This window comes from Stenotrophomonas sp. 96582_Sma, from assembly GCF_056480905.1.
In genome coordinates this window covers 4,064,983-4,084,870 of the sequence record NZ_CM151122.1, presented here as the reverse complement: position 1 = coordinate 4,084,870, position 19,888 = coordinate 4,064,983, and the positions used below count along the sequence as shown (strand labels likewise).

Sequence of the window (19,888 nt, the reverse complement as noted above, 5' to 3'; positions counted from 1 at the left end):
CTCATAGGCAATATTTAGATATCATGAAAAACGATGATATTTAAGATTGGAATAAAAATGAAAAATATCAAGAGTATGGATCTCAACTTGCTCAAGGCGCTGGACGCATTGTTAGACGAACGCAATGTGACACGGGCGGCGGCCCGTCTGGGACTAACCCAGCCGGCCTTGAGTGGCATGCTGACGCGGTTGCGCGAGAGCTTCGGTGACCCGCTTTTCGCGCGCTCGCAGCGGGGTATCGTTCCAACGCAGCGGGCGCTGGATCTAGGGATGCCTGTCAAGCAGGTGCTCGCCGAAATCGACGCGCTGCTCCAGCCACCTTCCTTCAATCCGGCCACCGCACAACTGACCTTCTCCATCGCCGCGACGGACTATGCGCTGCGTGCCGTTGCTGTCCCATTTCTATCGGCACTTAAACGGCACGCACCGCGTGTACGAGTCTCATTAGTGCCAGTCGAGAGCGGGCAGCTACAGAACCAGCTTGAGCGCGGTCAGATCGATTTAGCCCTCCTGACGCCAGAGATCACTCCGCCAAATCTGCATGCCCGAGAGCTGTTCAAGGAACACTATGTGTGTGTCCTGCGGGAAGACCATCCTGCGGCTATGGGGCGCAAGCTGACCGTTAAACAGTTCTGTGCTCTCGACCATGCGCTTGTTTCCTACGATGGTGGAGGTTTCCGCGGCGTCACCGACGATGCGCTAGAACAGTTGGGCAAACGACGCAGCGTCACACTGTCGGTCAAGAGCTTTCTGATCTTGCCAGACATCCTGCGTGCCAGTGACATGGTTGCGATCTTGCCGAGCCGCTTGGTCGCCGGTATGGACAAGCTGGCTATCTCCCTGCCGCCGGTGAAGATACCGGGGTTCACCAAGACGGCTGCTTGGCACGAACGCACCCATCACGATCCAGCACATCGCTGGATACGAGCACTGCTGTTCACTTCCTGTGCTAACAACAAGTAGGCAAGATCGCTCCTATCGTCATGCTCAGCACAACTCTACCTCGCACTACAAATAAGCAATCAGTCGGCTCAATTGGAGACGCGCCCTTTCGTAGCGCCGCTGCGAGATAGCCTAGTCGGTGGATGGCAGAACCTAGGCCTTGATATCATATTTTATGATATCAAAAATAGAAACTTAGGATTTCACTTATTGCAGATGGAGGCTCATGATTTGCTCCATGACCACTTGAATGACGCAGCCACCCCTGTTGCGTCATCGACATTTTGTGAAGGAGCTTCGATATGAGCAAGCAACAGAACGCCATCCTCTGGCCCGAAGGCTACACGCCGGGCTTTACTGAGAATTTCGCCTCCAATGAGATCATCGCCGCCGGCTTGAGCGCGGCCGACGTATGGCCTCTACTCGTCACACCATCGCTGTGGCCAAGCTACTACGCCAACTCGGCTAACGTGTGCTTTCATGACGGCAAAGGCCCGGTACTGGCCGACGGCGATCGGTTTTACTTCGAGACCTTCGGCTTCCCGGTAGAGGGGCAGTGCAACGAATACGTGCCACCTGCGGATGGGCAACCCGGCCGCGTGGCCTGGCACGGCTGGTCCGGCGAGGAAGGCACAGATACGCGCCTGGATGTGCATCACGCCTGGCTGGTTGAGAACCTGGACGGCAGGCGCGTGCGCATCCTCACGCAGGAAACTCAGAAGGGCAAACCGGCCGAGGAGCTGCACAACGCCAAACCCAACCCGATGATCAACGGCCATCAGGACTGGCTCGACAGCTTGGTCGAGGCAGCGCGCAAAGCCAAGCAGGCGTAGTGGTCTCCGGCCGCTTGATCCCAAGCGTCTGAACGGAGAAAACCATGATGAGAACTCCCCTCAGGATTCTGCTGGTCCTGACTTCGCAGGCAACGATGGGCGACGAACTGCTCAACCGCGAATGGTTCCGCAGTCGGACCGAAGCGAAGGTGCTGATCGAACGTTGGCGACAGTTCTACAACGAGCAGCGGCCGCATAGCGCGCATGCTTACAAACCGCCGGCGACGATCCGGCGCAACTGGATCCAATCCGATAGCATCCCCTCCGAACTCACTGCCTGACTGGCTACAAAGTTCGTACTCAGGTCACCTTGGCGCAGGCACTGAAGGTGGAGCCACCCGGAATGGGTGCTCCCACCGCCTTACGCGCACTGGCTCGAACTCTCCCGAGGCGCCGGCAAGCTCGTCACATAGCGACTAGAGAGAGGAGGTGACCGTACGAGTTCCCAGCGCCCGATCCACTCTGGGAGCTGGGTCGCCTAGCGACTACGCTACCAATGGAGCTAGCGATCAACTCGATAACTTGAGCGTGATAACGCCCAGGATGATCAACGCCACGCCAAGGTATCGCATCAGGGAGGTTGGGTCGCCATAGAAATGAATTCCGACTAAGAAAGTTCCCGCCGCTCCGATACCCGTCCACACCGCATAAGCAGTCCCAATCGGTATCTGACGCTGAGCAAGCCATAGGAAGGCGCCGCTAATTGTCATGAAAGAGACGGCTACTGCGACCCCACTCCAACGCGATGTTGGCTCTTGCGCCATTTTCAGCCCGACCGGCCATCCGATTTCAAACAATCCAGCCAAAACAAGATAGATCCAACCCATTGCGATTCTCCTTCAAATTTTTCATATCCGGCATACATACTCCGGCATGACCACCAGCTTAGAACTTCGGCGGCTCTTTAGGCGTGGTGTGGGGCACATCGCCATCTTCGTAAAAGCGCTTTCGCGTAGCCTCGGCAACCCGGTTACATAGTTGGTCGCCCAGCATTGGTCGATCCAACTTGCATTGCTTGCGCAACTCTTTCAGACGCTCAGGATTGAGCGCTAATTCATCGACTGTCGGAAGGTTGGCTTTATCTGGTTTCCCAGATGGGCTGCAGGCTGCCAATGTCGAGGAAAGCAATATGAGAGCAATCTTCTTCATGGTTAATTTTCTTTGGGAGATTGTGTGATGGTTTACCGCCGACCTTTGGCATCTGGAGATTTGATCGAATGAACGCGTTCCATGAAGCGAGTCAGCATTTCTGACGGCTCGCTGGCCGGCCGTAGTAGATAGGTCGTGAGCATTGGCGAACGTCCAGTCAGCGGCCGTGCGACCACCCCCTGTTCCCTGCTGGCTGTGATATGCGCGCCTCCTGTGAGGCCTAGTGCAAGTCCCGCCGAAACCAGGACCATCATTAGATCGCTGGAAGTCACGCGTTCGGCAATCAGTGGCTCTATGTCCACGCGACGTAGCACCCGTTCAACTTGCCGAGCATGGCCCTCACACGCCACCGCGTCGCAGAGCACCAGCGGATACCGCAACAGCTCTTCTAGGGGAATCTGTTTGTGGGATAGCAAGGGGTGCCGTGCGGGCACAGCTACCATCAGAGGGTCACTCCACACCGGCACGGCGATGATGCCTTCGCCGACTTCATCCGATTGAGCGAAGCCGAGATCGTACAGTTCGCCACACAATCCCTTGATTTGCTGTGCCAAAGGCACCTCGAAGAAGCGAACTTCCACTTCCGGCTCTTCCTGCCGGCAGAGCGCCAACAACGCAGGCAGGCGCGATGGCGTGATTCCATCAGACAATGCAATACGGAGCTGGCAATGAAAGCCATTGGCTGCGGCGTTCACACTGTCGCGCGCCTGCTGCAAAGCTGCGAAGACACGCGGCACGCTCTCAAAGAAGAGCCTGCCCGCACGAGTCAAGCGGGTGCTCCGAGTGGTTCTCGCAAATAGCGCTACGCCCAACTCTTCCTCAAGTTCCTTGATGGCGCGCGACAGCGGCGATGTCTCTATGTGGAGGCGCTCTGCGGCTCGGGCAAAGTGCAGCTCCTCTGCCACCGCCAGAAAGTAGCGCAGGTGTCGAATTTCCATGTTCGCATTCCTCATCACTCAGGCCTCACCACCTTCGCCTTGCGTCACGCTATTTAGCTAGCCTTCGCAAGCTGCTCCAGCATGTTTCTGCGATCAAACAGGAGAGCCGGATAATGCTTTTGCCAGGACGCCCCATTGCATGGCTGTCTCGGCCCGCGTGCGGATCAGCGAAGCCTGCGCTGACAGCACCCCGGCCTCAGCCTCGGCCACCACCGTGGCGTCCACTTGTCCCGCCTCGAACAGACGTCGGCTGCGATCGAGCTGACGCTCCGCGACTGCGACACCCTCGGCCTGATGCTCCAGTGCTGCGTGCTGCGTATGCCAACCGAGATATGCGTTCTCTACGTCCTGCAAAGCACTCAACAAAGTGCGCTCGAACTCCGCACGGGCAGCTCGGCTGCGCGCCTCTCCGGTCTCGATGCCGGCACGGATCGCGCCACCATCGAAGATCGGCAACGACACCCCGGCCTCAAGTGAAAAAATGTTTCCAGTGATGCGGGTTCCCACACTCTCTACGCGCTGCCGTCCGCCGCTCAGGTCCAACACCAGCCTGGGGAAGCGTTCGCCTTCGGCTGCGTTCCAGCGCGCGGTTTCGGCGGCGAACTTCGCTTCGGCGGCGCGCACGTCGGGCCGCTCACTCAGCAGGTCCGCAGGTATGCGTGTCGGTGTCCAGTCCGGGACGGCGAGCGACGCAAGAGTTGGGGAAGCTGCAGGCGCTCCGGGCGTTTGTCCCACTAGTACATCGAGTGCATGCGTCGCCTCGCCGCGCGCACGCCGCAGTTGCTCTTGCTCCACGCGCAGTGCGACGACGCCGGCGCGGGTACGCTCGATGTCGAAGCCGGTAGCTTGTCCGGCCTCGAACTTCCGTTGCATCAGCAAGACGAGTCGTTCTGCGGATGCCAGCCGCGCCGCGGCTAGCGCTTCGAGCTCACTGGCTTGGCGCTGCTGCACAGCCGCCGACACTGTTTCAAACGCGACCTGCCACCGCGTGGCAACCCACGCTTGTTCGGCTGCCACCGCATCCAGGCGCGCACCTTCTGCTGCCTGCGAAAGCCGTCCCGACAGGTCTGCCTCCCACGATGCGGACAACGTGGCGCGGCCATCATTGCCGATTGCAACGTTCTCTGAATAGTCGCGTCCTCGAGTTGCCTGCGTGCCCGCGGACAACGAGGGGAGCAGGGAGGCCCGTGCTCGCCGCGTGGCGGCCGATGCCTCGTCCACGCGCGCTCGCGCAATCGTCAGTTCGGTATTGCGCTCCAGCGCCGCCCGGACCAAGGCATTGAGGTGCGGATCGCCGTAGGCCGTCCACCAATCGACGGGAAGAGTACGGCGGGACGATTTGTCCAAGATGCCTTCACCTCCCTCTTCATTTGAGAAATGGGCCGGTACATCCAGGCGAGGTGGATCGGCAGAGTGCGGGGCATGGCTGCAGGCCGCAAGAAGCAGTAGCGGAGAAATCATGGCAATGAGGCGATAGCGTTCAAGAATTTGAGACATGGCAGCTCCTTGCGTTCCGAAAAAGTCTTGACGGACTGTTGTATGGCTTCTACTATACCGTCTGGACTGTATATGACTCAAGCTTTTTTGGAGCACGACCATGCCGCCCCGCGCGAAAACAAAGTTGCCCCCCCCCGTCCACTGCCCATAGCAGCGCCGATGCGCAGCCCGGCCTCCAGCAAGGAGCCCAGCGAACTCGCGACCGCATCCTGCAGGCCGCCCGCGAACTGGTGCTGGAGGAAGGTGCCAGTCGCTTGACACTGGACGCCGTCGTTGTGCGGGCCGGGTTGAGCAAAGGGGCGTTTCTCTATCACTTCAAGACCAAACGCGATTTGTTCGTGACACTGATCGACGAGATGATCCGGGCGTTCGACGCGGTACAAGCCAATCACGAGCGCAGGTTTGCCGGAGATCCGGACCCCTGGCTGTCGAGCCAGGTGGAAGCGATGCCCGACGACGAGATGCAGAAGATGGGCGCAGCGCTGCTCGCGGCAGCTGCGGAAGATCCAACACTTCTCGACCCACTGCGCGAGTGGTACCGCGTGCAGTACGAACGCGTGCGTCGATCCCCGCGTGGCACCGAGACCGCGGCACTCATCATGCTGGCATTGGATGGCGCCCTGTTCGCCGATCTTCTGGGTTTGCCAATACTCGCACCCGCAGAGCGGCGGCATTTCTTTCGGGCGCTCCAGGATCTCGCCTCGGGCCATCTCGAACTTGTCCCGGCAAAAGGACGCACATGAGTCGCGTCCGTAGCGGTGTCATGACCGCGTGCGCACCGCGCTCCTTGGCGGTTGCTTGCACACTATCCATTTCGACTCTGCTCTCAGGGTGCGGAAACTCGCAATCCACCGTATCCGAGCCTCCGCGCGCAGTGAAGCTCGCCGCCGCGCAGTCGGATCTCCCGCATAGCTCTCGCATCGAATTGACTGGCTCGGCGCGAGCAACCGAGCGCAGCATCCTAGGATTTGAAACAGGAGGACGGATCGCCAAGTTGAACGTCGACGTGGGTGAACGGTTCTCCCGCGGCCAAGTCCTGGCAGAACTTGATGCGCAACCTGACCGGCTTCGCGTGACACAAGCGCAAGCATCCCTGGCGGCCGCCGAAGCCGGCCTGATGGATCGACGTGTACAGACAGATCAACAGCGCCGGTTGCTCGAAAGCGAAGTCATCTCCCCTGCTGCGTTCGAGAGCGCGAAGGCGCAGCTAGCGGTCGCAGAGGGTCAAGCGCGCACTGCCAAGGCGGCGCTTGGCCTGGCCGAACGAGCACAACGTGGCACGATGATCGTCGCTCCTTTCGATGGTGTCGTGGCGGAAAAGCTGGCTTTGGCGTTCACCGACATTGCTGCTGGTGCGCCGGTATTTCAGGTCGACGGCGTGCGCAGTGGCACTGAGATCATCGCGAACGCGTCTACTACACAGGCACCTCACATAGATGTCGGCCAACGCGCAGAACTGAGCTGGAGCGGAGCCGAACAACCAATCCGAGCGGTGGTACGTCGTGTCGGTCTGCGCGCCGAAAATGGCTCGCTCCTACCCGTGGTGCTAGTGCCTGAAGATAACGCGCAAGCGCGCGCACTTCGGCCAGGTATTCCCGTACAGGTCGTGCTCGACGCACCTGCGGCAACCTCCAAGACCTCTCGGCCCGAGACTGTATCCATACCTTATGCCTCGCTGGTGCTCGGCACGAAGCCGGGCGAGGCTTCCGTCTTCGTCTACACCCCTGAAGATAAGAAGGTGCACCGTCGCGCGGTGCGCTTCACGCCGGTACAGGAAGGAGACAGCGCGCGCGTCCTCGCTGGACTCAAGCCCGGCGAGACGGTGGTTGCCGCCGGAGGAGGATGGCTCACCGATGGACAGCCAGTGACACCACTGGAAGCCACCACTCAATTGACCAAGCGCTAACGCGATCCACCAGGTTACTTCATCATGAAGATCACCGAGATGGCGCTGCGCGCCAGTCGACTTACCTACTTTGTAGCGCTCATCATTTTCGTCGCCGGCATCGCGACCTTCCTGAATTTTCCTTCTCAGGAGGAGCCGACTGTCACGGTCCGCGATGCGATGGTCACGGCGTTGAACCCGGGGCTGCCCGCCGAACGCGTTGAGCAACTCATTGCCCGGCCGATCGAGGAGCGCTTGCGCGAACTGGCAGAGGTCAAGCGCGTGACGAGCACCGTGCGCGCAGGCAGCGCCATGATCCAGGTCACGATCTGGGACCGCTACACCGACTTGGCACCGATCTGGCAGCGCGTCCGGGCCAAGGTCGCCGATTCGAAGGATGCCTTACCACAGAGCACGATGGGGCCTTTCGTCGACGAAGACTTCGGCCGCGTCGCGGTTGCCTCGATTGCGGTCACTGCACCAGGTTACTCCATGAGCGAGATGCGCGTCGCGCTCAAGCAGATGCGCGACCGCCTGTACACCGTGCCTGGTATTGAGCGCATCACTTTCTACGGCCTGCAGGAAGAGCGCGTCTATCTCGAATTCGATCGGCCTAGGCTCGCGCGATTGGAGCTGACACCACAGGGGGTGATCGACCAACTCGTCAAACAGAACGTCGTCGCTTCGGGTGGACAAATTGTTGTCGGCGGCATCAATGCAACCTTGGCGGTCAGTGGCGAAGTGCGTGACGCTCCCTCCCTGCGAGCAATGCCGATCGCGCTGCCACGACCGCAAAGTAGTACGGCGCCCGTGCCGACGATCGCATTGGGTGAACTGGCGCAGGTGAGTGTGCGGCCAGCCGATCCGCCGGAATCTGCTGCCATCTACAAAGGCCAGCCCGCTGTCGTCATGGCGGTTTCGATGGCCTCCGGTCAGAACGTGGAGCAGTTCGGAAAAGCGCTCAAAGCACGGGTTGCAGACCAGGAGAAGCTGCTGCCGGCGGGTTTCGATCTGTCATACGTCACTTTCCAGGCCGATGTCGTCAAGCACGAGATGGGCAAAATGAACCACGTCATGATGGAGACGATCATCGTCGTCCTCGGTGTCGTCGTGCTATTTCTCGGTTGGCGCACCGGGATCATCGTGGGCATGATCGTGCCGTTGACGATCCTCAGTGCACTCATCGTCATGCGCGCGATGAACATCGAGCTTCAGAACGTCTCGATGGGCGCCATCATCATTGCGCTCGGCTTGTTGGTGGACAACGGCATTGTGATTGCCGAAGACATCGAACGCCGCCTGGCCGGTGGCGAAGATCGTAAGCATGCCTGCCTCGAGGCGGGCCGCACGCTCGCCATTCCGCTGCTCACGTCCTCGCTCGTGATCGTGATCGTGTTCTCGCCGTTCTTTTTTGGCCAGAACGCCACGAGCGAGTATCTGCACAATCTCGTGGTCGTGCTGGCACTGACGTTGTTCGCTTCGTGGCTGCTGTGCCTGACTGTCACGCCCCTATTGTGCTACCACTTCGCCAAACCCCATCACAAGCAGGAGCAGGGCGACGCCTATGACACCCGCTTCTACCGTGGCTACCGGCGCGTACTGGAGTGGGTGCTCCACCATAAGGCGGTCTATGTAGCGTCGATGATCGCGGCGCTTGCCATTGCGCTGTATGGCTTCACCACCCTGCCGTACGATTTCATGCCCAAGTCCGACCGGCTTCAGTTCCAGATTCCGGTGCAGCTCGCCCCCGGTACCGACTCGCGCGAAACGCTCGCCCGCGTGAAGCAGATCAGTGGTTGGCTGGGCGACACGAACATCAATCCAGAAGTCTCCGATCACATCGGCTACGTCGCCGATGGTGGCCCGCGCTTCATCCTTAGCCTGAATCCACCACTGCCGGCATCGAACATCGCGTACTTCGTTGTCACATTGAAGCCGAAGAGCGACATCGACGCCGTCCTCGCCCGCACCCGCAGCTACTTTGCGCAAGCACATGGCGACGTGCGCGCCGAGCCCAAGCGTTTCTCGCTCGGTGCGACCGAGTCAGGGACTGCCATTTATCGCGTCAGCGGTCCGGATGAGGAGGTATTGTTGGGGGCCGCGTCCAAAATCGAAGCAGCGCTGCGCAAGCTGCCCGGCACCATCAACGTCAAGAACGATTGGGATACGCGCGTTGGCCGCATCGACGTACGGGTCGACCAGGACCGCGCGCGTCGGGCGGGCGTGACGACTGAAGACATCGCTGGCGGGCTGGATGTCCGCTACAGCGGCAGATCGATCTCGGTTATTCGCGACGGTGACACCTCCGTCCCGATCGTCCTGCGCAGTATCGTAAGCGAGCGTCGCAGCACGGCAGACGTAGGCGCGACGCTCATCTATCCCACCAACGGCGGTCCAGCGGTGACGCTGGCTCAGGTCGCAGACGTATCGCTCGCGAGCGAGCCCTCGGTCATCCAACGGCGCAATCTCATCCGCACGATCACCGTGCAAGGACAGAACACCTCTTACACCGCCCAGGAGATCATCAACCGCCTGGCGCCTAGCGTCGCTGCCCTGGACCTGCCCGCGGGCTACTCGGTTGAACTTGGCGGCGAGATCGAGGAAGCCGCCGAATCGAACGCCGCGCTGTCGACCTACATGCCCCTCGCATTTCTGGCGATGCTGATGCTGTTCGTATGGCAGTTCAATTCTTTCCGCAAGCTCGGTGTGATCCTCGCGACGATCCCTTTCACGCTTATCGGCGTGGTATTGGCTCTGAAGCTGACCGGCACACCTTTCAGCTTCATGGCGACCTTCGGCGTACTGGCCCTGTTCGGGATCATTGTCAACAACGCCGTGCTCTTGCTGGAACGCATCGACCAGGGGCTAGCGGAAGGCCTGCCACGCCATGAAGCCTTGGTTGGGGCCGCGATACAACGGCTTCGTCCAATCGTGATGACCAAGGTCACCTGCATTTCGGGACTGGTGCCACTCATGCTCTTCTCCGGACCATTATGGAAAGGGATGGCGATCGCGATGATCGGTGGGCTGGCACTCGGAACGCTGGTGACGTTGGGCTTGATTCCGCTGCTTTACGAAGTCCTGTTTGGAATCAAGCGAATTGGGCCGTGGAACCTGAGTGTCGCCACCGCGCATGGAGATCGCTCATGAGTCTCTTGCGAGCCGCCGCGTGCTGCGCATTCTCAGAATTCGTATGCACCCACGCTTCATGCGTATGTCTCGCTAGGCTTATGCGATTCAGCACCCATCCGCTGATCTGGAAATCCTGGTCGATTGTCATTGCCGCAGGGGTTCTAGGAGCGGGCTATCCACTGGGCCTGCGGGCCATCACGGCGGGCGGTCCGATGCGCTGGGTCGGCCTCTGTGTGGCAGTGACGTGCATGGCGGCCAGCGGCGCACTTTTGTGGTTCGCGCTCAAGCGGATTCCGATCAGCGCGGCCTCTGCAGCCTGGGCAGGAATCGGGCTACTTGGAAACTTGGGCGTCGGCGCCCTCCTACTAGGCGATGTCGCATCGGTAACGCGCTGGTCTGGCACCGCCCTCATCGCAGCAGGCATTGCCTGTCTTAGTTTCGTTTGATCAAGGAGACCCATTATGAAGAGCAAAACTGCATTGATCCGCGGCGGCATCTTTTTTTGCGTAGCAGGCGCGCTCTCTGGATGCGCGACCAACAGCATGACGCGCTCCGGATTTCTCGGCGACTACGAGAAGTTATCGCCGACACGATACGAGAACGTACTGATGTACCGCGCAGCGGGATTCGAGCCCAAGCGTTATGCCGCTGTCGTGGTGGAAGAAGCGCAGATCAAGACCGCCTCGGGTCGCATCGATGGGCTCGATGACGCGCAGCAGCGCGAAGTGCTAGACCATGTGACGAGCGAACTGAAACGCCAGGAAGGCAAAAGTCCCGCCCCCCCAGGTGGCGCGGGACAGGTTCGGGTGCGTGTAGCGGTCACCGAACTGCAGACACCGAATCGGGCAGTCAATGCAATGACGACCCTGCTGGTTGGACCCGTGACGACGGGTGGTGCCAGCCTAGAGTTCGAAGCAGTCGATTTAAGGACGGGACGCCGGGTTGCTGCCGCCAGTTGCTTCGAGCGCGGCAACGTCATTAAAGAGTTCGCCGGTTCGTACACATTGCTGGGTCATGCCAAAGCGGCGATCACGAACTGCATCGAGCGCATCGACAGCGCTTGGCGGGACACGCAGCCATGAGCAACGCTTCACAGGCTTGGCTCCGGCAGGATGCCATGGTCGGCGGTGATCACAAATGGCTGGCGGGTGGCGACTGGACGATAGAGCACTACGCCAGTCTGGCAAAATCCGTGTCCGCCGCCCGCATCAGTCATGCCGAGGGGTACGCCACTCCCTTACTCGACTGGACGCAAGTCCAGAGACTGGACACCGCCGGCGCGGCTCTGCTGGTGGAAATTCTCGGGCCAGACTCGATACTCGACCGGCCGGAGGCAGCTCCAAATCTGTCCTCGGATCGCCTCGCCCTAATGAGAGCGCTGGCCGCCGCTGCTACCGATCAGCAGAAGACGGAGAAAGCAGCGGTGAGCGGGAATCCTCTGCTCCGCGGTCTGGGACGCATAGGCCTGACCTTGGAACAGGGCTGTCGTGCGTGTCTTGGTCTGGCCGGGTTCGTGGGCCAGATCATCGAAACATGGAGCCGTACCGTTCGTCACCCGCGTCGCTGGCGCGCGACCTCGGTGATCGCTCAAATCCAGCGATCAGCGGTGGACGCCATTCCCATCGTGGCGCTACTGAGCTTCATGGTAGGAATGGTGGTGGCGTTCCTGGGAGCAACGGTGCTGGCCAACTTCGGTGCGAGCATCTTCTCGGTGCATCTGGTCGCCTTCTCGTTCATGCGCGAGTTCGGAGTGCTGCTCCCGGCCATATTGATTGCAGGCCGTACCGCAAGCGCGTACACCGCCCAAATCGGTTCGATGAAGGCAAATGAAGAGATCGATGCGCTTCGCTCCAACGCGCTCGACCCCATCGAGTTACTGGTGCTGCCACGCGTGCTGGCGCTTCTTGTGTCCTTGCCACTGCTCACCTTAGTAGGCATCTTGGCTGGCATTGCGGGCGGCGCCACCGTATGCGCACTGAGCTTGGAAATTCCTCCCGCACAGTTCCTTGCCATCGTGCAGGAAAAAATCGAGGTGCGCCATTTTCTTGTCGGAATGAGCAAGTCCCCGCTCTTCGCGGTGATGATCGCCGCTATCGGCTGCCATGAAGGGTTCAAGGTCGCCGGTAGCGCTGAGTCGGTAGGCGACCACACGACGTCTAGTGTCGTGCAATCAATCTTCATGGTGATCCTGATAGACGCCATCGCTGCACTGTTCTTCATGGAGATGGGCTGGTGAGCGCGGTGAAGCAAGACACCGACAACGGTGTGCGACACGCTATTGAAGTGCGCGGCCTGGACAACAGGTTTGGAACCCAGCAGGTCCATCAGGACCTAGACCTGGACGTGCGGCGCGGGGAAATCCTTGGCGTGGTGGGAGGGTCAGGCACCGGGAAATCCGTGCTCTTGCGTAGCGTCGTCGGGCTGCAGAAGCCGCATTCGGGCGTGGTCCGTATCGGGGGGCGCGACCTACTGCGAGCCCAATGGCTTGCGCGCGCGCGTATGGAGCGAAGGTTCGGCATTCTGTTCCAGAAGGGCGCGTTGTATTCATCGCTGACCGTCTTGGAGAACGTCGCTCTTCCTTTGATCGAGCATGTCGGTCTGGCGCGGCCTCTTGCCGAGCGTTTGGCAAGAAGCAAGCTGGGCTTGGTGGGGTTGCCTGCCGGAGCGGGAGACAAGTATCCGGCCTCGTTGTCCGGAGGCATGGTGAAACGAGCAGCACTGGCGAGAGCCTTGGCGCTTGATGCGAACATCCTGTTTCTTGACGAACCCACCGCAGGACTGGATCCAATCGGGGCTGCATCTTTCGACCAATTGATTCTGACCCTGCGCAATGCACTGGGCCTCACGGTGTTTCTGGTAACCCACGACCTCGATACGCTGTACACCATATGCGACCGTGTCGCGGTCCTGGCGAACCAGAAGGTACTCATCAACGACGGCATCGAGGCAGTCGAGCGCTTCAAGCACCCGTGGATACAGGAATACTTTCACGGCCCCCGTGGCCGTGCGGCCGCACAGGCCACTGGTGCTTCCAGCCAAGAGACGCAGCCATGAAACCCCTCCGCATCTGCATCATTCTTCCGTCGCGCACGCATTGGGCTGGGCGCACGCAATATTTAAACTCTGAGAACGAGGTGGTCTGATCATGGAACCACGTGCCCATCATGTATTCATTGGTCTGTTCGTCGTGCTGCTCGGTGCGATTGGTATTGGCTTCGCGCTTTGGCTCAGCGACACACGTTCCGACCACGATTACCAGTATTACCGGATTATGTTCGATGAGCCAGTGACCGGGCTTACGCCCGGCAGCCAGGTTCAGTACAGCGGAATCACGATTGGCGAAGTCGTTGCACTTTCTCTTTCACCGCGAGACCCAAGGCGGGCGATAGCGCGCGTACGCATCAATGCCACCATCCCGGTCCGGCAGGATACCCGCGCTGAATTGGTCATCACGGGAATTACCGGCAACGCGGTGATCGAGTTGAGCGACGGTGGGCCAAACGTGCCATTGCTGGATCGGAGAGAGGACGAGGAACCGTTGATCCTCGCACCACGTTCGGCGATGGCATCCCTGGTCTCCGGTGAGGGGAACAGCATGACGACACTCAACGGCATCTTGCTGCGCACGCAGGAGTTACTGTCGAAGGAGAATTTGGCTCTTGTGCACCGCAGTCTGGTGAATCTTGAACAGACCACGGGCGCGGTCGCTGACCAGAGGGCCGAGATCGCGACGTTAATCAGCAATCTGACCGAAGCAAGCAGAGAATCGACAGCTGCCGTGCGCCAAGCAAATAGCACTCTTCGCGATGCCAACCTGCTACTAAATAACGATGGTAAGCAAATCATGGTGAACACGCGTGATGCAACGGCATCCCTCGAACGCGCCGCTTTCAGGGTTGAGACGCTACTGCAAAACAATCAGGAATCGCTGAACCAGGGCTTGGCCGCCACAGGTCCTGCCATGCACGAACTCCAGCAGGCGCTGGCCAATCTAAACACCGTGCTGCGCCGACTGGATCGCAATCCGGCGCAATACCTGCTCGGTGGAGAGAACATTGAGGAAACCAAGCCGTGAACACTTCCGCCAGGATGATTCCCGTCGCTGCCGTGACTATGACGCTAGTACTCGGCTTGTCCGCGTGCAGTGTGCTTCCCAAAGCAGCTCCAATGGTCACCTACAAATTGCCCGACTATCACATCGCCCAGGCGGAGAGTACGCCGCGCGCCGTTCCGGGACCCGGGGCGCTGCGCGTCTACGCCCCTGAGAGTAGTCGCGTCCTGGATTCGGAGCGGCTGTTCATTGCGCAGCCCGATGGTCGCTTGTCGGCTTGGCAAGGAGTGCGTTGGGCCGACCCCGCACCGGTGCTGCTGCGTGACCGAATCGTCGAAGCCTTCATGCGCGATGGGCGGTCGACTTCCGTGATTACCGATAGCACCCCAATGAGCGCCGATATGGAGTTGCGCAGTACGCTGCGGGCGTTCCAGCTCGAATACCGCGGCACTGAAGCGATCGCCGCGGTTCGGCTCGATGTGCAACTGGTCGATCCGGCCAAACGGACTGCTATTGCCAGTAGACGCTTCGAAGCAATCCAAGCCACAGGCAGCAAGCGAGAGGCCGATGTGGTGAGCGCGTTCGGTGTCGCCACGGATATATTGGCCGGGCAGATCGTTGAATGGGCAGTTCAGGTCGGGGCAGCGCGTTTGCGAGTTGCACCGGAATTGGCAAGCAACCATGCACCCACAGCGTCGTCGATAAGCACAGACTAGTCGTCTTAACGGAGCACAGAAGCTAGGGCCAAAACGCTGCTCGACACCTTAACTCGGTACGACAGCCTACGGCCCCGATCCAATCCCAGGACCTCTTTGCCGTCCAACCTCCCATGACACACCGCCGCCGCGTACAGTCGCGGCGATCTGCTGCCCCAGTCGTGGCTCGATTATCGGCCGCCAAGGCACCAGACTGAATCCCATGCCGTCATCGAGCAGCGCATAGCGACCGCTGGCGAGCATGACCGAGCGCCGGTAGATGCCGGCTACGCGCTGCCCGTCTGTGACGTGCCGATGCTCCAATCCGCTATCGGCGGCAATGTGCTGGGCGGCCTGCGCCAGCTCCCGATTGCGCAGCGTTTCCAGCAGATTCCGGGAGAGAATCAGCCGCTGCCCGCGCCGCTGGGCCAGCCCCTGTTCTTCGAGGAAGTCGGCGCGCTGCTGCAAGGCTTGCCTAGCATCGCCGCCAAAGCCCAGGTCGCCCAGTCCCTTGCCGCCGCCGATCAACTGCTGATCCAGCCAGGTCGCGCCGATGACGCGGGCCTGCCGTTCAATCGGCAGATGCGATTTCAGTTCGACCGCCACGCCGCCCAGCCGCTGCGCGTCGTACTGGCGGCCACGCTCGGCCAAGTCGTCCGGCACCTTCCATAACCCCTCGGCCACGCGCTCCACGATGCCGGCCCGCCGTAGGGCTTCCAGCCGGCGGATATGGGCCGCCACAGCCTCTTGCGGGTCGCGGCCGGGCTTGGCTCGGCCTTGCTCGATCGCCAGGTGGTGATCGGTGCGGTACAGGCCATTGCTCGCCAGCGTGGCGATGTTCTTGTCGGCCGCCCGCACCTCGGCGGAACCGCGTACCTCCACCACCGCGCCGATGGGATAGTTCGCCAGCTCGTCGCGGGCGTCCAACGCGACGTAGTGGGCTTTGCCGTCCAACCCGTCGATGACCAGATAGCCGCGGTCGTGCAGCTCGTCGGCCAGACCCTTAGCAGCCACGCGACCGACGATAGTGCGGCCGTCGTCGCCCGGCTCGAACACCGCCAGCTCGCGAGGCTTGCCGCTCATGGCCCGCTGCATCGTTCGGATGATGTCGCCACGCTCGCCCAGGGCACGCAAGGTCTTCTCCGCGTCCGCATGGACGGCCCAGGTGCCGGGCTGCACCTCGTCGGCCAGGCCCAGGCGCTGCAAGTGTTGCAGGCGGCCGATCAGCAGCAGGCGCTGGCGTTGCAGCCGGGGTTCGTTGAAGCGTTCGATCTGCACCCGGCCATCCTCGCCGGCCTCGCGCTGCAACGTGCGGTCGAGGCTCGTCCACCGCTCTTGCTCCACCTCGCGCTGCAAGGTCTGCTGGATCTCCAGTTCGGTGCGCGGCCCCAGCCATTCCGTCGCCAGCTCGGCGGCGCGATGGCGGAAGCCGTGGGCGATGTAGTCGCCCGCGATGATGAGGTCTTTGCCGGTATCGTCGCGTCCGCGCACGATCAGGTGCGTGTGCGGGTTGTCGGTGTTCCAGTGATCGACCGCCACCCAATCCAGCCGCGTCCCCAGGTCGGCCTCCATCCGGTTCATCAGGTGCCGGGTGTAGGTGCGCAGGTCGTCCAGCTCCGCACTGTCTTCAGGTGAGACGATGAAGCGGAAATGATGTCGGTCGTCCTGGCAGCGTTCCTTGAAGGCATCGAGGTCGGCTTCGTCGGTCTGCGGCCCGTAGGCACGGCCCGGCTCGCCGTTCCGGCCGGCACCGTCGCGCTCGATGTAGCGCAGGTGCTTGGCGAGCGACTGCGGACTGGCGTTGCGCTGGTTGACCAGCAGCGTCTTGATGGTCACGCGCCGTGACATAGGGGTCAGCTTTGCGCCTGCGAAGCGCGCCGCCGTATGGCCGCGTCCAAGCCGTGAGCCGGGCCGCTGGCCGGCGTGCTGGCCGCTCCCGCCAGCGGTAGGACGGCGCACCGCCGACTTGCCGCCGCTGGCCTTGCCAGCCTGCTTGAGCACCTTGGAAACGAAGCTCTGGCCCTGGCCTTTGCCTCGGTTCTTCGGCGCGCCAGGGCGCACCCAGAAATCATGGTCGCCGCGGTCGGTCATGGCTGTGCTCCCTGCAAGCTCCGGCGTGTCCGAGCGTGCGAAGCACGCGGACATGCCTGCATCGGCGCGTGCCTCGCGCCCCACGCGGCACGGCGGCGAAGCCGCGCCGTGCCGCGCCACCCCCACGTGCAGACTGGCTTTGCGGGCGGCAGAGTGCCGAACCCTTTTGTCTTGCCTTCCGCCTTTGCCCCTCGCTCCCGCTCCGGGCATCGGCGGCCCGGCGGCGCTGCTGCACGAGCAGCCAGCCCGCCGGCGAACACGCCAATGGCCGCAGGCCAGGCGCGTTCGAGGCAAGACGCCTGCACGTTGGGCGGCTGCGCCGAAGGCAGCGCGAAGTGCGGTGCGAATGCACCCGCACTGCACGCGCGACGACACGGCGACGAACAGTAGAACGACATGCCCGATGGCACGATGAGAGGCGCGGCAAAGTGCAGCGAATCGGCGGCCATCATGGACGTGTCTCCAGCCAGATCGGATGCGCAACGCCGATCACGGCGAACGCGCTGACCGGCCCGAAATAGCGGCTGTCGAACGACGCCGGGTTGGTCGCGCTCAACAGGAACAGTTCGCCCGGTTGGAGACGGCGGCAAAGCTGCAAGGATGGCAGCGGCCGGCCCAGCCGGTCGGCAGGCAGGGCGGCGGCCACCGGCACGCCGTCGATGCGAACCTGGCCGGCGACGATGCAAACGTGTTGTGGCGCGACTGCGCCCACACGTTTGAGCAGCGGAACGCGGGTCGGCAGGTAGCCGCGCTGCGCAGCCAGCATGGCGGCCCTGTCGGGCAGCGGCATCAGCACGATGCTGTCCACGGACAGCGGACGTGGCCGCGAGGCGGTGCGCGGGTCGAACGGTTCGATGCGATACCAACCGACCGCCACGCTGTCGGACGGGTTGTAGGCCATTCGCGGCAGGGGCTGCACGAACGCCGCCCAGGCCAGCGCAGCGAGGCCGACGGTGGCGAAGCCTGCCAGCACGAGGCGAGCGCGCAGGCGCGAGCGAGGATGCGGCACGGGGCCGGTCGTGGAAATCGTGGTCATGGCAATGCCCTCCCGGCCAGCCAGGCGGCGTGCCGTTCTGCGGTGTATGTGGGTAGCGCCGAGCGCGCTGCGAGCCGGTTCGCGAGCGTGCGCCAGTACGCGGGCGATGTGTCTGCGGCTGCGATGCCCAGCGCCTCGATGCCGTCGATGCGTTCCAGCACGGCGCGCACGTTGGCATCGCCTTCGGCGTGCAGCAGCAGACGCGCGCCCGGCTGCACGCCGGGGATGCGCTGCACGGCGTCCAGCGGCGTGGCGGTCTGCATCACCATGAGCTGCCAGCGGATCGTGCCGTAGTCGTTGGCCTGCCAACGGATGCGGCACAGAACCGCGTTCGGCAGGAACACGGCGCAGCGCCGCCAGCGGTCGAGCTGGAGCGTGCGCGCCGGTTCGCCGAAGCGCAGGTAGAGCTTGAAGCGCGGTTCGATGTAGGCCAGCGCCACGCGCGTCAGCGGCACGTTGCCGGCCTGGCCGGCGAGTGTCGAAGGCGCCGGCGGCGGCGCAGCCGTGGGCGCACTTGCTTTGGGGGTGTGGGCGGTCGAAGCGGATGCGTTCACGGCGTGCCCTCCGGGGGAAACTCCCGCTCCAGCAGGTCGCGCAGCAGTTCGGCTACGGTCACGCCTCGCGTGAAGGCCGACACCTTGATGCGCGCCCGCATGGCGGGCGTGATGTCGAGCGTCAGTCGAGCGGTGTAGAGGTCGCCTTTCTGCACGGCATCTGCGTCGCCCTGGCGAATCCACGCTTCGGCGTGCGGATTCGCTGGGGGACGCGCACCGATGCCGACGCGCTTGCTGCGTGGTGGTGGCTTCCCAGTCATGTCGGCCACCGCAGCAGTTCGTCGGTGAGCGCGGCGATCTCGCGGGCAGCGGCGCTGTCGGGCGCGGTTTCGCGGGCGAGCCGGCCAGCGGCTACGCTGTCGGCAAAGACGATGCGCTGGTGGATCTCCGAGCGCAGCGCGGGCAGCGGCTGTTCGGCCAGCGATTGCCGTGCCTCCCTGCCGATGATGGTGGTGCTGACGCGCCGGTTGATGACGAAGGCCGCGCGCAGCGCTGGCCGGAACACCTGTGCTTCGCGGATCAGTGCGACCATCTCGGCAGAAGCCCATACGTCGTAGGGGCTGGGCTGCACGGGGATCAGCACGCGCTCGGCCGCCAGCAGCGCGGAACGCGCGAGGGCGGCGATGCGCGGCGGGCCGTCGATGATGATGTGATCGGCCCGCCTGGCGAGTTCTGGCGCTTCCTGATGCAGCGTTTCGCGGGCAAGGCCCACGGCGCTGAACAGACGGGGCAGGCCCTGCTGGCTACGCCGCTGCGTCCAGTCGAGCGATGACCCCTGCGGGTCGGCATCCAGCAGGATGACATGCAGGCCGCGCATCGCCAGTTCGCCGGCGATGTGCGTGGCGAGCGTGGTCTTGCCGACGCCGCCTTTCTGGTTGAGAAACGCGAAGATCATGGCGCGGCCCTCCGAGCTGGAAAGCCGGCCTGGCCGTGCCGTTTCGTGGTTGTCCACCGAAACGGCGCGCTTCTACTAAAAGTTATGTATTTCTTGTTAGGTAAGTTAGAGGGAACGCAAACCCGCGCCGTTGTTGGCTTTCCGGCGTTTTCGTACTCCTGATAGCACGAGGGTCGTACTCCTGATAGCA

The 19,888-nt window shown here is 62.2% G+C and carries 20 protein-coding genes and 1 pseudogene; 12 read left to right on the top strand and 9 right to left on the bottom strand.

What is annotated here, in order from left to right:
* Nucleotides 1–57 precede the first annotated feature (57 nt).
* The 3 genes and pseudogenes from ACZK2R_RS19100 to ACZK2R_RS19090 all read left to right on the top strand — a co-directional run.
* Nucleotides 58–963, top strand: a complete 906-nt coding sequence (locus ACZK2R_RS19100; RefSeq protein WP_023093368.1) for a LysR family transcriptional regulator — start codon at nucleotides 58–60, stop codon at nucleotides 961–963.
* A 281-nt stretch (nucleotides 964–1,244) separates the two neighbouring features.
* Nucleotides 1,245–1,775 (top strand): SRPBCC family protein, encoded by a 531-nt coding sequence (locus tag ACZK2R_RS19095; RefSeq protein WP_000043569.1) that lies wholly within the window; start codon nucleotides 1,245–1,247, stop codon nucleotides 1,773–1,775.
* Nucleotides 1,776–1,876: 101 nt separating this feature from the next.
* Nucleotides 1,877–2,056, top strand: a pseudogene (locus tag ACZK2R_RS19090) (integrase core domain-containing protein); the annotation flags it as partial.
* 228 nt (nucleotides 2,057–2,284) lie between these two features.
* Here ACZK2R_RS19090 and ACZK2R_RS19085 read toward each other — a convergent pair.
* From ACZK2R_RS19085 to ACZK2R_RS19070, 4 genes are all read right to left on the bottom strand, one after another.
* A complete protein-coding gene (locus ACZK2R_RS19085) occupies nucleotides 2,285–2,602 on the bottom strand; it encodes a DMT family transporter (protein ID WP_000539741.1) in 318 nt (105 codons plus the stop codon).
* A 58-nt stretch (nucleotides 2,603–2,660) separates the two neighbouring features.
* Nucleotides 2,661–2,924 carry an EexN family lipoprotein gene (locus ACZK2R_RS19080; RefSeq protein ID WP_000717310.1) on the bottom strand — a complete coding sequence of 88 codons (264 nt, stop codon included), beginning with the start codon at nucleotides 2,922–2,924 and terminating at the stop codon, nucleotides 2,661–2,663.
* A 32-nt stretch (nucleotides 2,925–2,956) separates the two neighbouring features.
* Nucleotides 2,957–3,862 carry a LysR family transcriptional regulator gene (locus tag ACZK2R_RS19075; protein WP_000405670.1) on the bottom strand — a complete coding sequence of 302 codons (906 nt, stop codon included), beginning with the start codon at nucleotides 3,860–3,862 and terminating at the stop codon, nucleotides 2,957–2,959.
* Between the two features lie 93 nt (nucleotides 3,863–3,955).
* Nucleotides 3,956–5,359 (bottom strand): efflux transporter outer membrane subunit, encoded by a 1,404-nt coding sequence (locus ACZK2R_RS19070; RefSeq protein ID WP_478487526.1) that lies wholly within the window; start codon nucleotides 5,357–5,359, stop codon nucleotides 3,956–3,958.
* Between the two features lie 254 nt (nucleotides 5,360–5,613).
* On the opposite strand from ACZK2R_RS19070, the gene ACZK2R_RS19065 reads away from it, so the two are divergent.
* The 9 genes from ACZK2R_RS19065 (at nucleotide 5,614) to ACZK2R_RS19025 (ending at nucleotide 15,143) form a co-directional block, all read left to right on the top strand.
* A complete protein-coding gene (locus tag ACZK2R_RS19065; protein ID WP_014603541.1) occupies nucleotides 5,614–6,102 on the top strand; it encodes a TetR/AcrR family transcriptional regulator in 489 nt (162 codons plus the stop codon).
* Nucleotides 6,103–6,233: 131 nt separating this feature from the next.
* Nucleotides 6,234–7,265 carry an efflux RND transporter periplasmic adaptor subunit gene (locus ACZK2R_RS19060; protein WP_225984323.1) on the top strand — a complete coding sequence of 344 codons (1,032 nt, stop codon included), beginning with the start codon at nucleotides 6,234–6,236 and terminating at the stop codon, nucleotides 7,263–7,265.
* 24 nt (nucleotides 7,266–7,289) lie between these two features.
* Complete coding sequence (locus ACZK2R_RS19055; RefSeq protein WP_003092293.1) at nucleotides 7,290–10,394, top strand: efflux RND transporter permease subunit; 3,105 nt, start codon at nucleotides 7,290–7,292, stop codon at nucleotides 10,392–10,394.
* Between the two features lie 80 nt (nucleotides 10,395–10,474).
* Complete coding sequence (locus ACZK2R_RS19050) at nucleotides 10,475–10,822, top strand: DMT family transporter (RefSeq protein ID WP_038421338.1); 348 nt, start codon at nucleotides 10,475–10,477, stop codon at nucleotides 10,820–10,822.
* Between the two features lie 15 nt (nucleotides 10,823–10,837).
* On the top strand, nucleotides 10,838–11,458 hold the full coding sequence (locus ACZK2R_RS19045; protein ID WP_000837791.1) for a DUF3313 family protein: 621 nt from the start codon (nucleotides 10,838–10,840) through the stop codon (nucleotides 11,456–11,458).
* Complete coding sequence (locus ACZK2R_RS19040; RefSeq protein ID WP_000063629.1) at nucleotides 11,455–12,612, top strand: MlaE family ABC transporter permease; 1,158 nt, start codon at nucleotides 11,455–11,457, stop codon at nucleotides 12,610–12,612. The genes ACZK2R_RS19045 and ACZK2R_RS19040 overlap by 4 nt, the downstream gene beginning before the upstream one ends.
* On the top strand, nucleotides 12,606–13,430 hold the full coding sequence (locus ACZK2R_RS19035; protein ID WP_155936418.1) for an ABC transporter ATP-binding protein: 825 nt from the start codon (nucleotides 12,606–12,608) through the stop codon (nucleotides 13,428–13,430). Before ACZK2R_RS19040 ends, ACZK2R_RS19035 begins: the two co-directional genes overlap by 7 nt.
* Nucleotides 13,431–13,521: 91 nt before the next feature.
* Nucleotides 13,522–14,451: an MlaD family protein gene (locus ACZK2R_RS19030; protein ID WP_000433686.1), complete on the top strand. Its 930-nt coding sequence runs from the start codon at nucleotides 13,522–13,524 to the stop codon at nucleotides 14,449–14,451.
* Between the two features lie 92 nt (nucleotides 14,452–14,543).
* Nucleotides 14,544–15,143, top strand: coding sequence for an ABC-type transport auxiliary lipoprotein family protein (locus tag ACZK2R_RS19025; RefSeq protein WP_003124411.1), 600 nt, complete (start codon nucleotides 14,544–14,546; stop codon nucleotides 15,141–15,143).
* Between the two features lie 66 nt (nucleotides 15,144–15,209).
* On the opposite strand, the gene ACZK2R_RS19020 is transcribed toward ACZK2R_RS19025, so the two are convergent.
* The 5 genes from ACZK2R_RS19020 to parA all read right to left on the bottom strand — a co-directional run bounded on the left by ACZK2R_RS19020 (nucleotide 15,210) and on the right by parA (nucleotide 19,698).
* Entirely contained in the window at nucleotides 15,210–17,213 is a 2,004-nt protein-coding gene (locus tag ACZK2R_RS19020) for a relaxase/mobilization nuclease domain-containing protein (protein ID WP_000132148.1), read from the bottom strand.
* Nucleotides 17,214–17,661: 448 nt separating this feature from the next.
* A complete protein-coding gene (locus ACZK2R_RS19015) occupies nucleotides 17,662–18,249 on the bottom strand; it encodes a S26 family signal peptidase (RefSeq protein ID WP_003092304.1) in 588 nt (195 codons plus the stop codon).
* On the bottom strand, nucleotides 18,246–18,803 hold the full coding sequence (locus ACZK2R_RS19010) for a DUF2840 domain-containing protein (protein ID WP_023093372.1): 558 nt from the start codon (nucleotides 18,801–18,803) through the stop codon (nucleotides 18,246–18,248). Before ACZK2R_RS19010 ends, ACZK2R_RS19015 begins: the two co-directional genes overlap by 4 nt.
* Nucleotides 18,800–19,063 carry a hypothetical protein gene (locus tag ACZK2R_RS19005; protein WP_000147048.1) on the bottom strand — a complete coding sequence of 88 codons (264 nt, stop codon included), beginning with the start codon at nucleotides 19,061–19,063 and terminating at the stop codon, nucleotides 18,800–18,802. The genes ACZK2R_RS19010 and ACZK2R_RS19005 overlap by 4 nt, the downstream gene beginning before the upstream one ends.
* Nucleotides 19,060–19,698, bottom strand: coding sequence for a ParA family partition ATPase (gene parA / locus ACZK2R_RS19000; RefSeq protein ID WP_003092312.1), 639 nt, complete (start codon nucleotides 19,696–19,698; stop codon nucleotides 19,060–19,062). Before parA ends, ACZK2R_RS19005 begins: the two co-directional genes overlap by 4 nt.
* Nucleotides 19,699–19,888 lie beyond the last annotated feature (190 nt).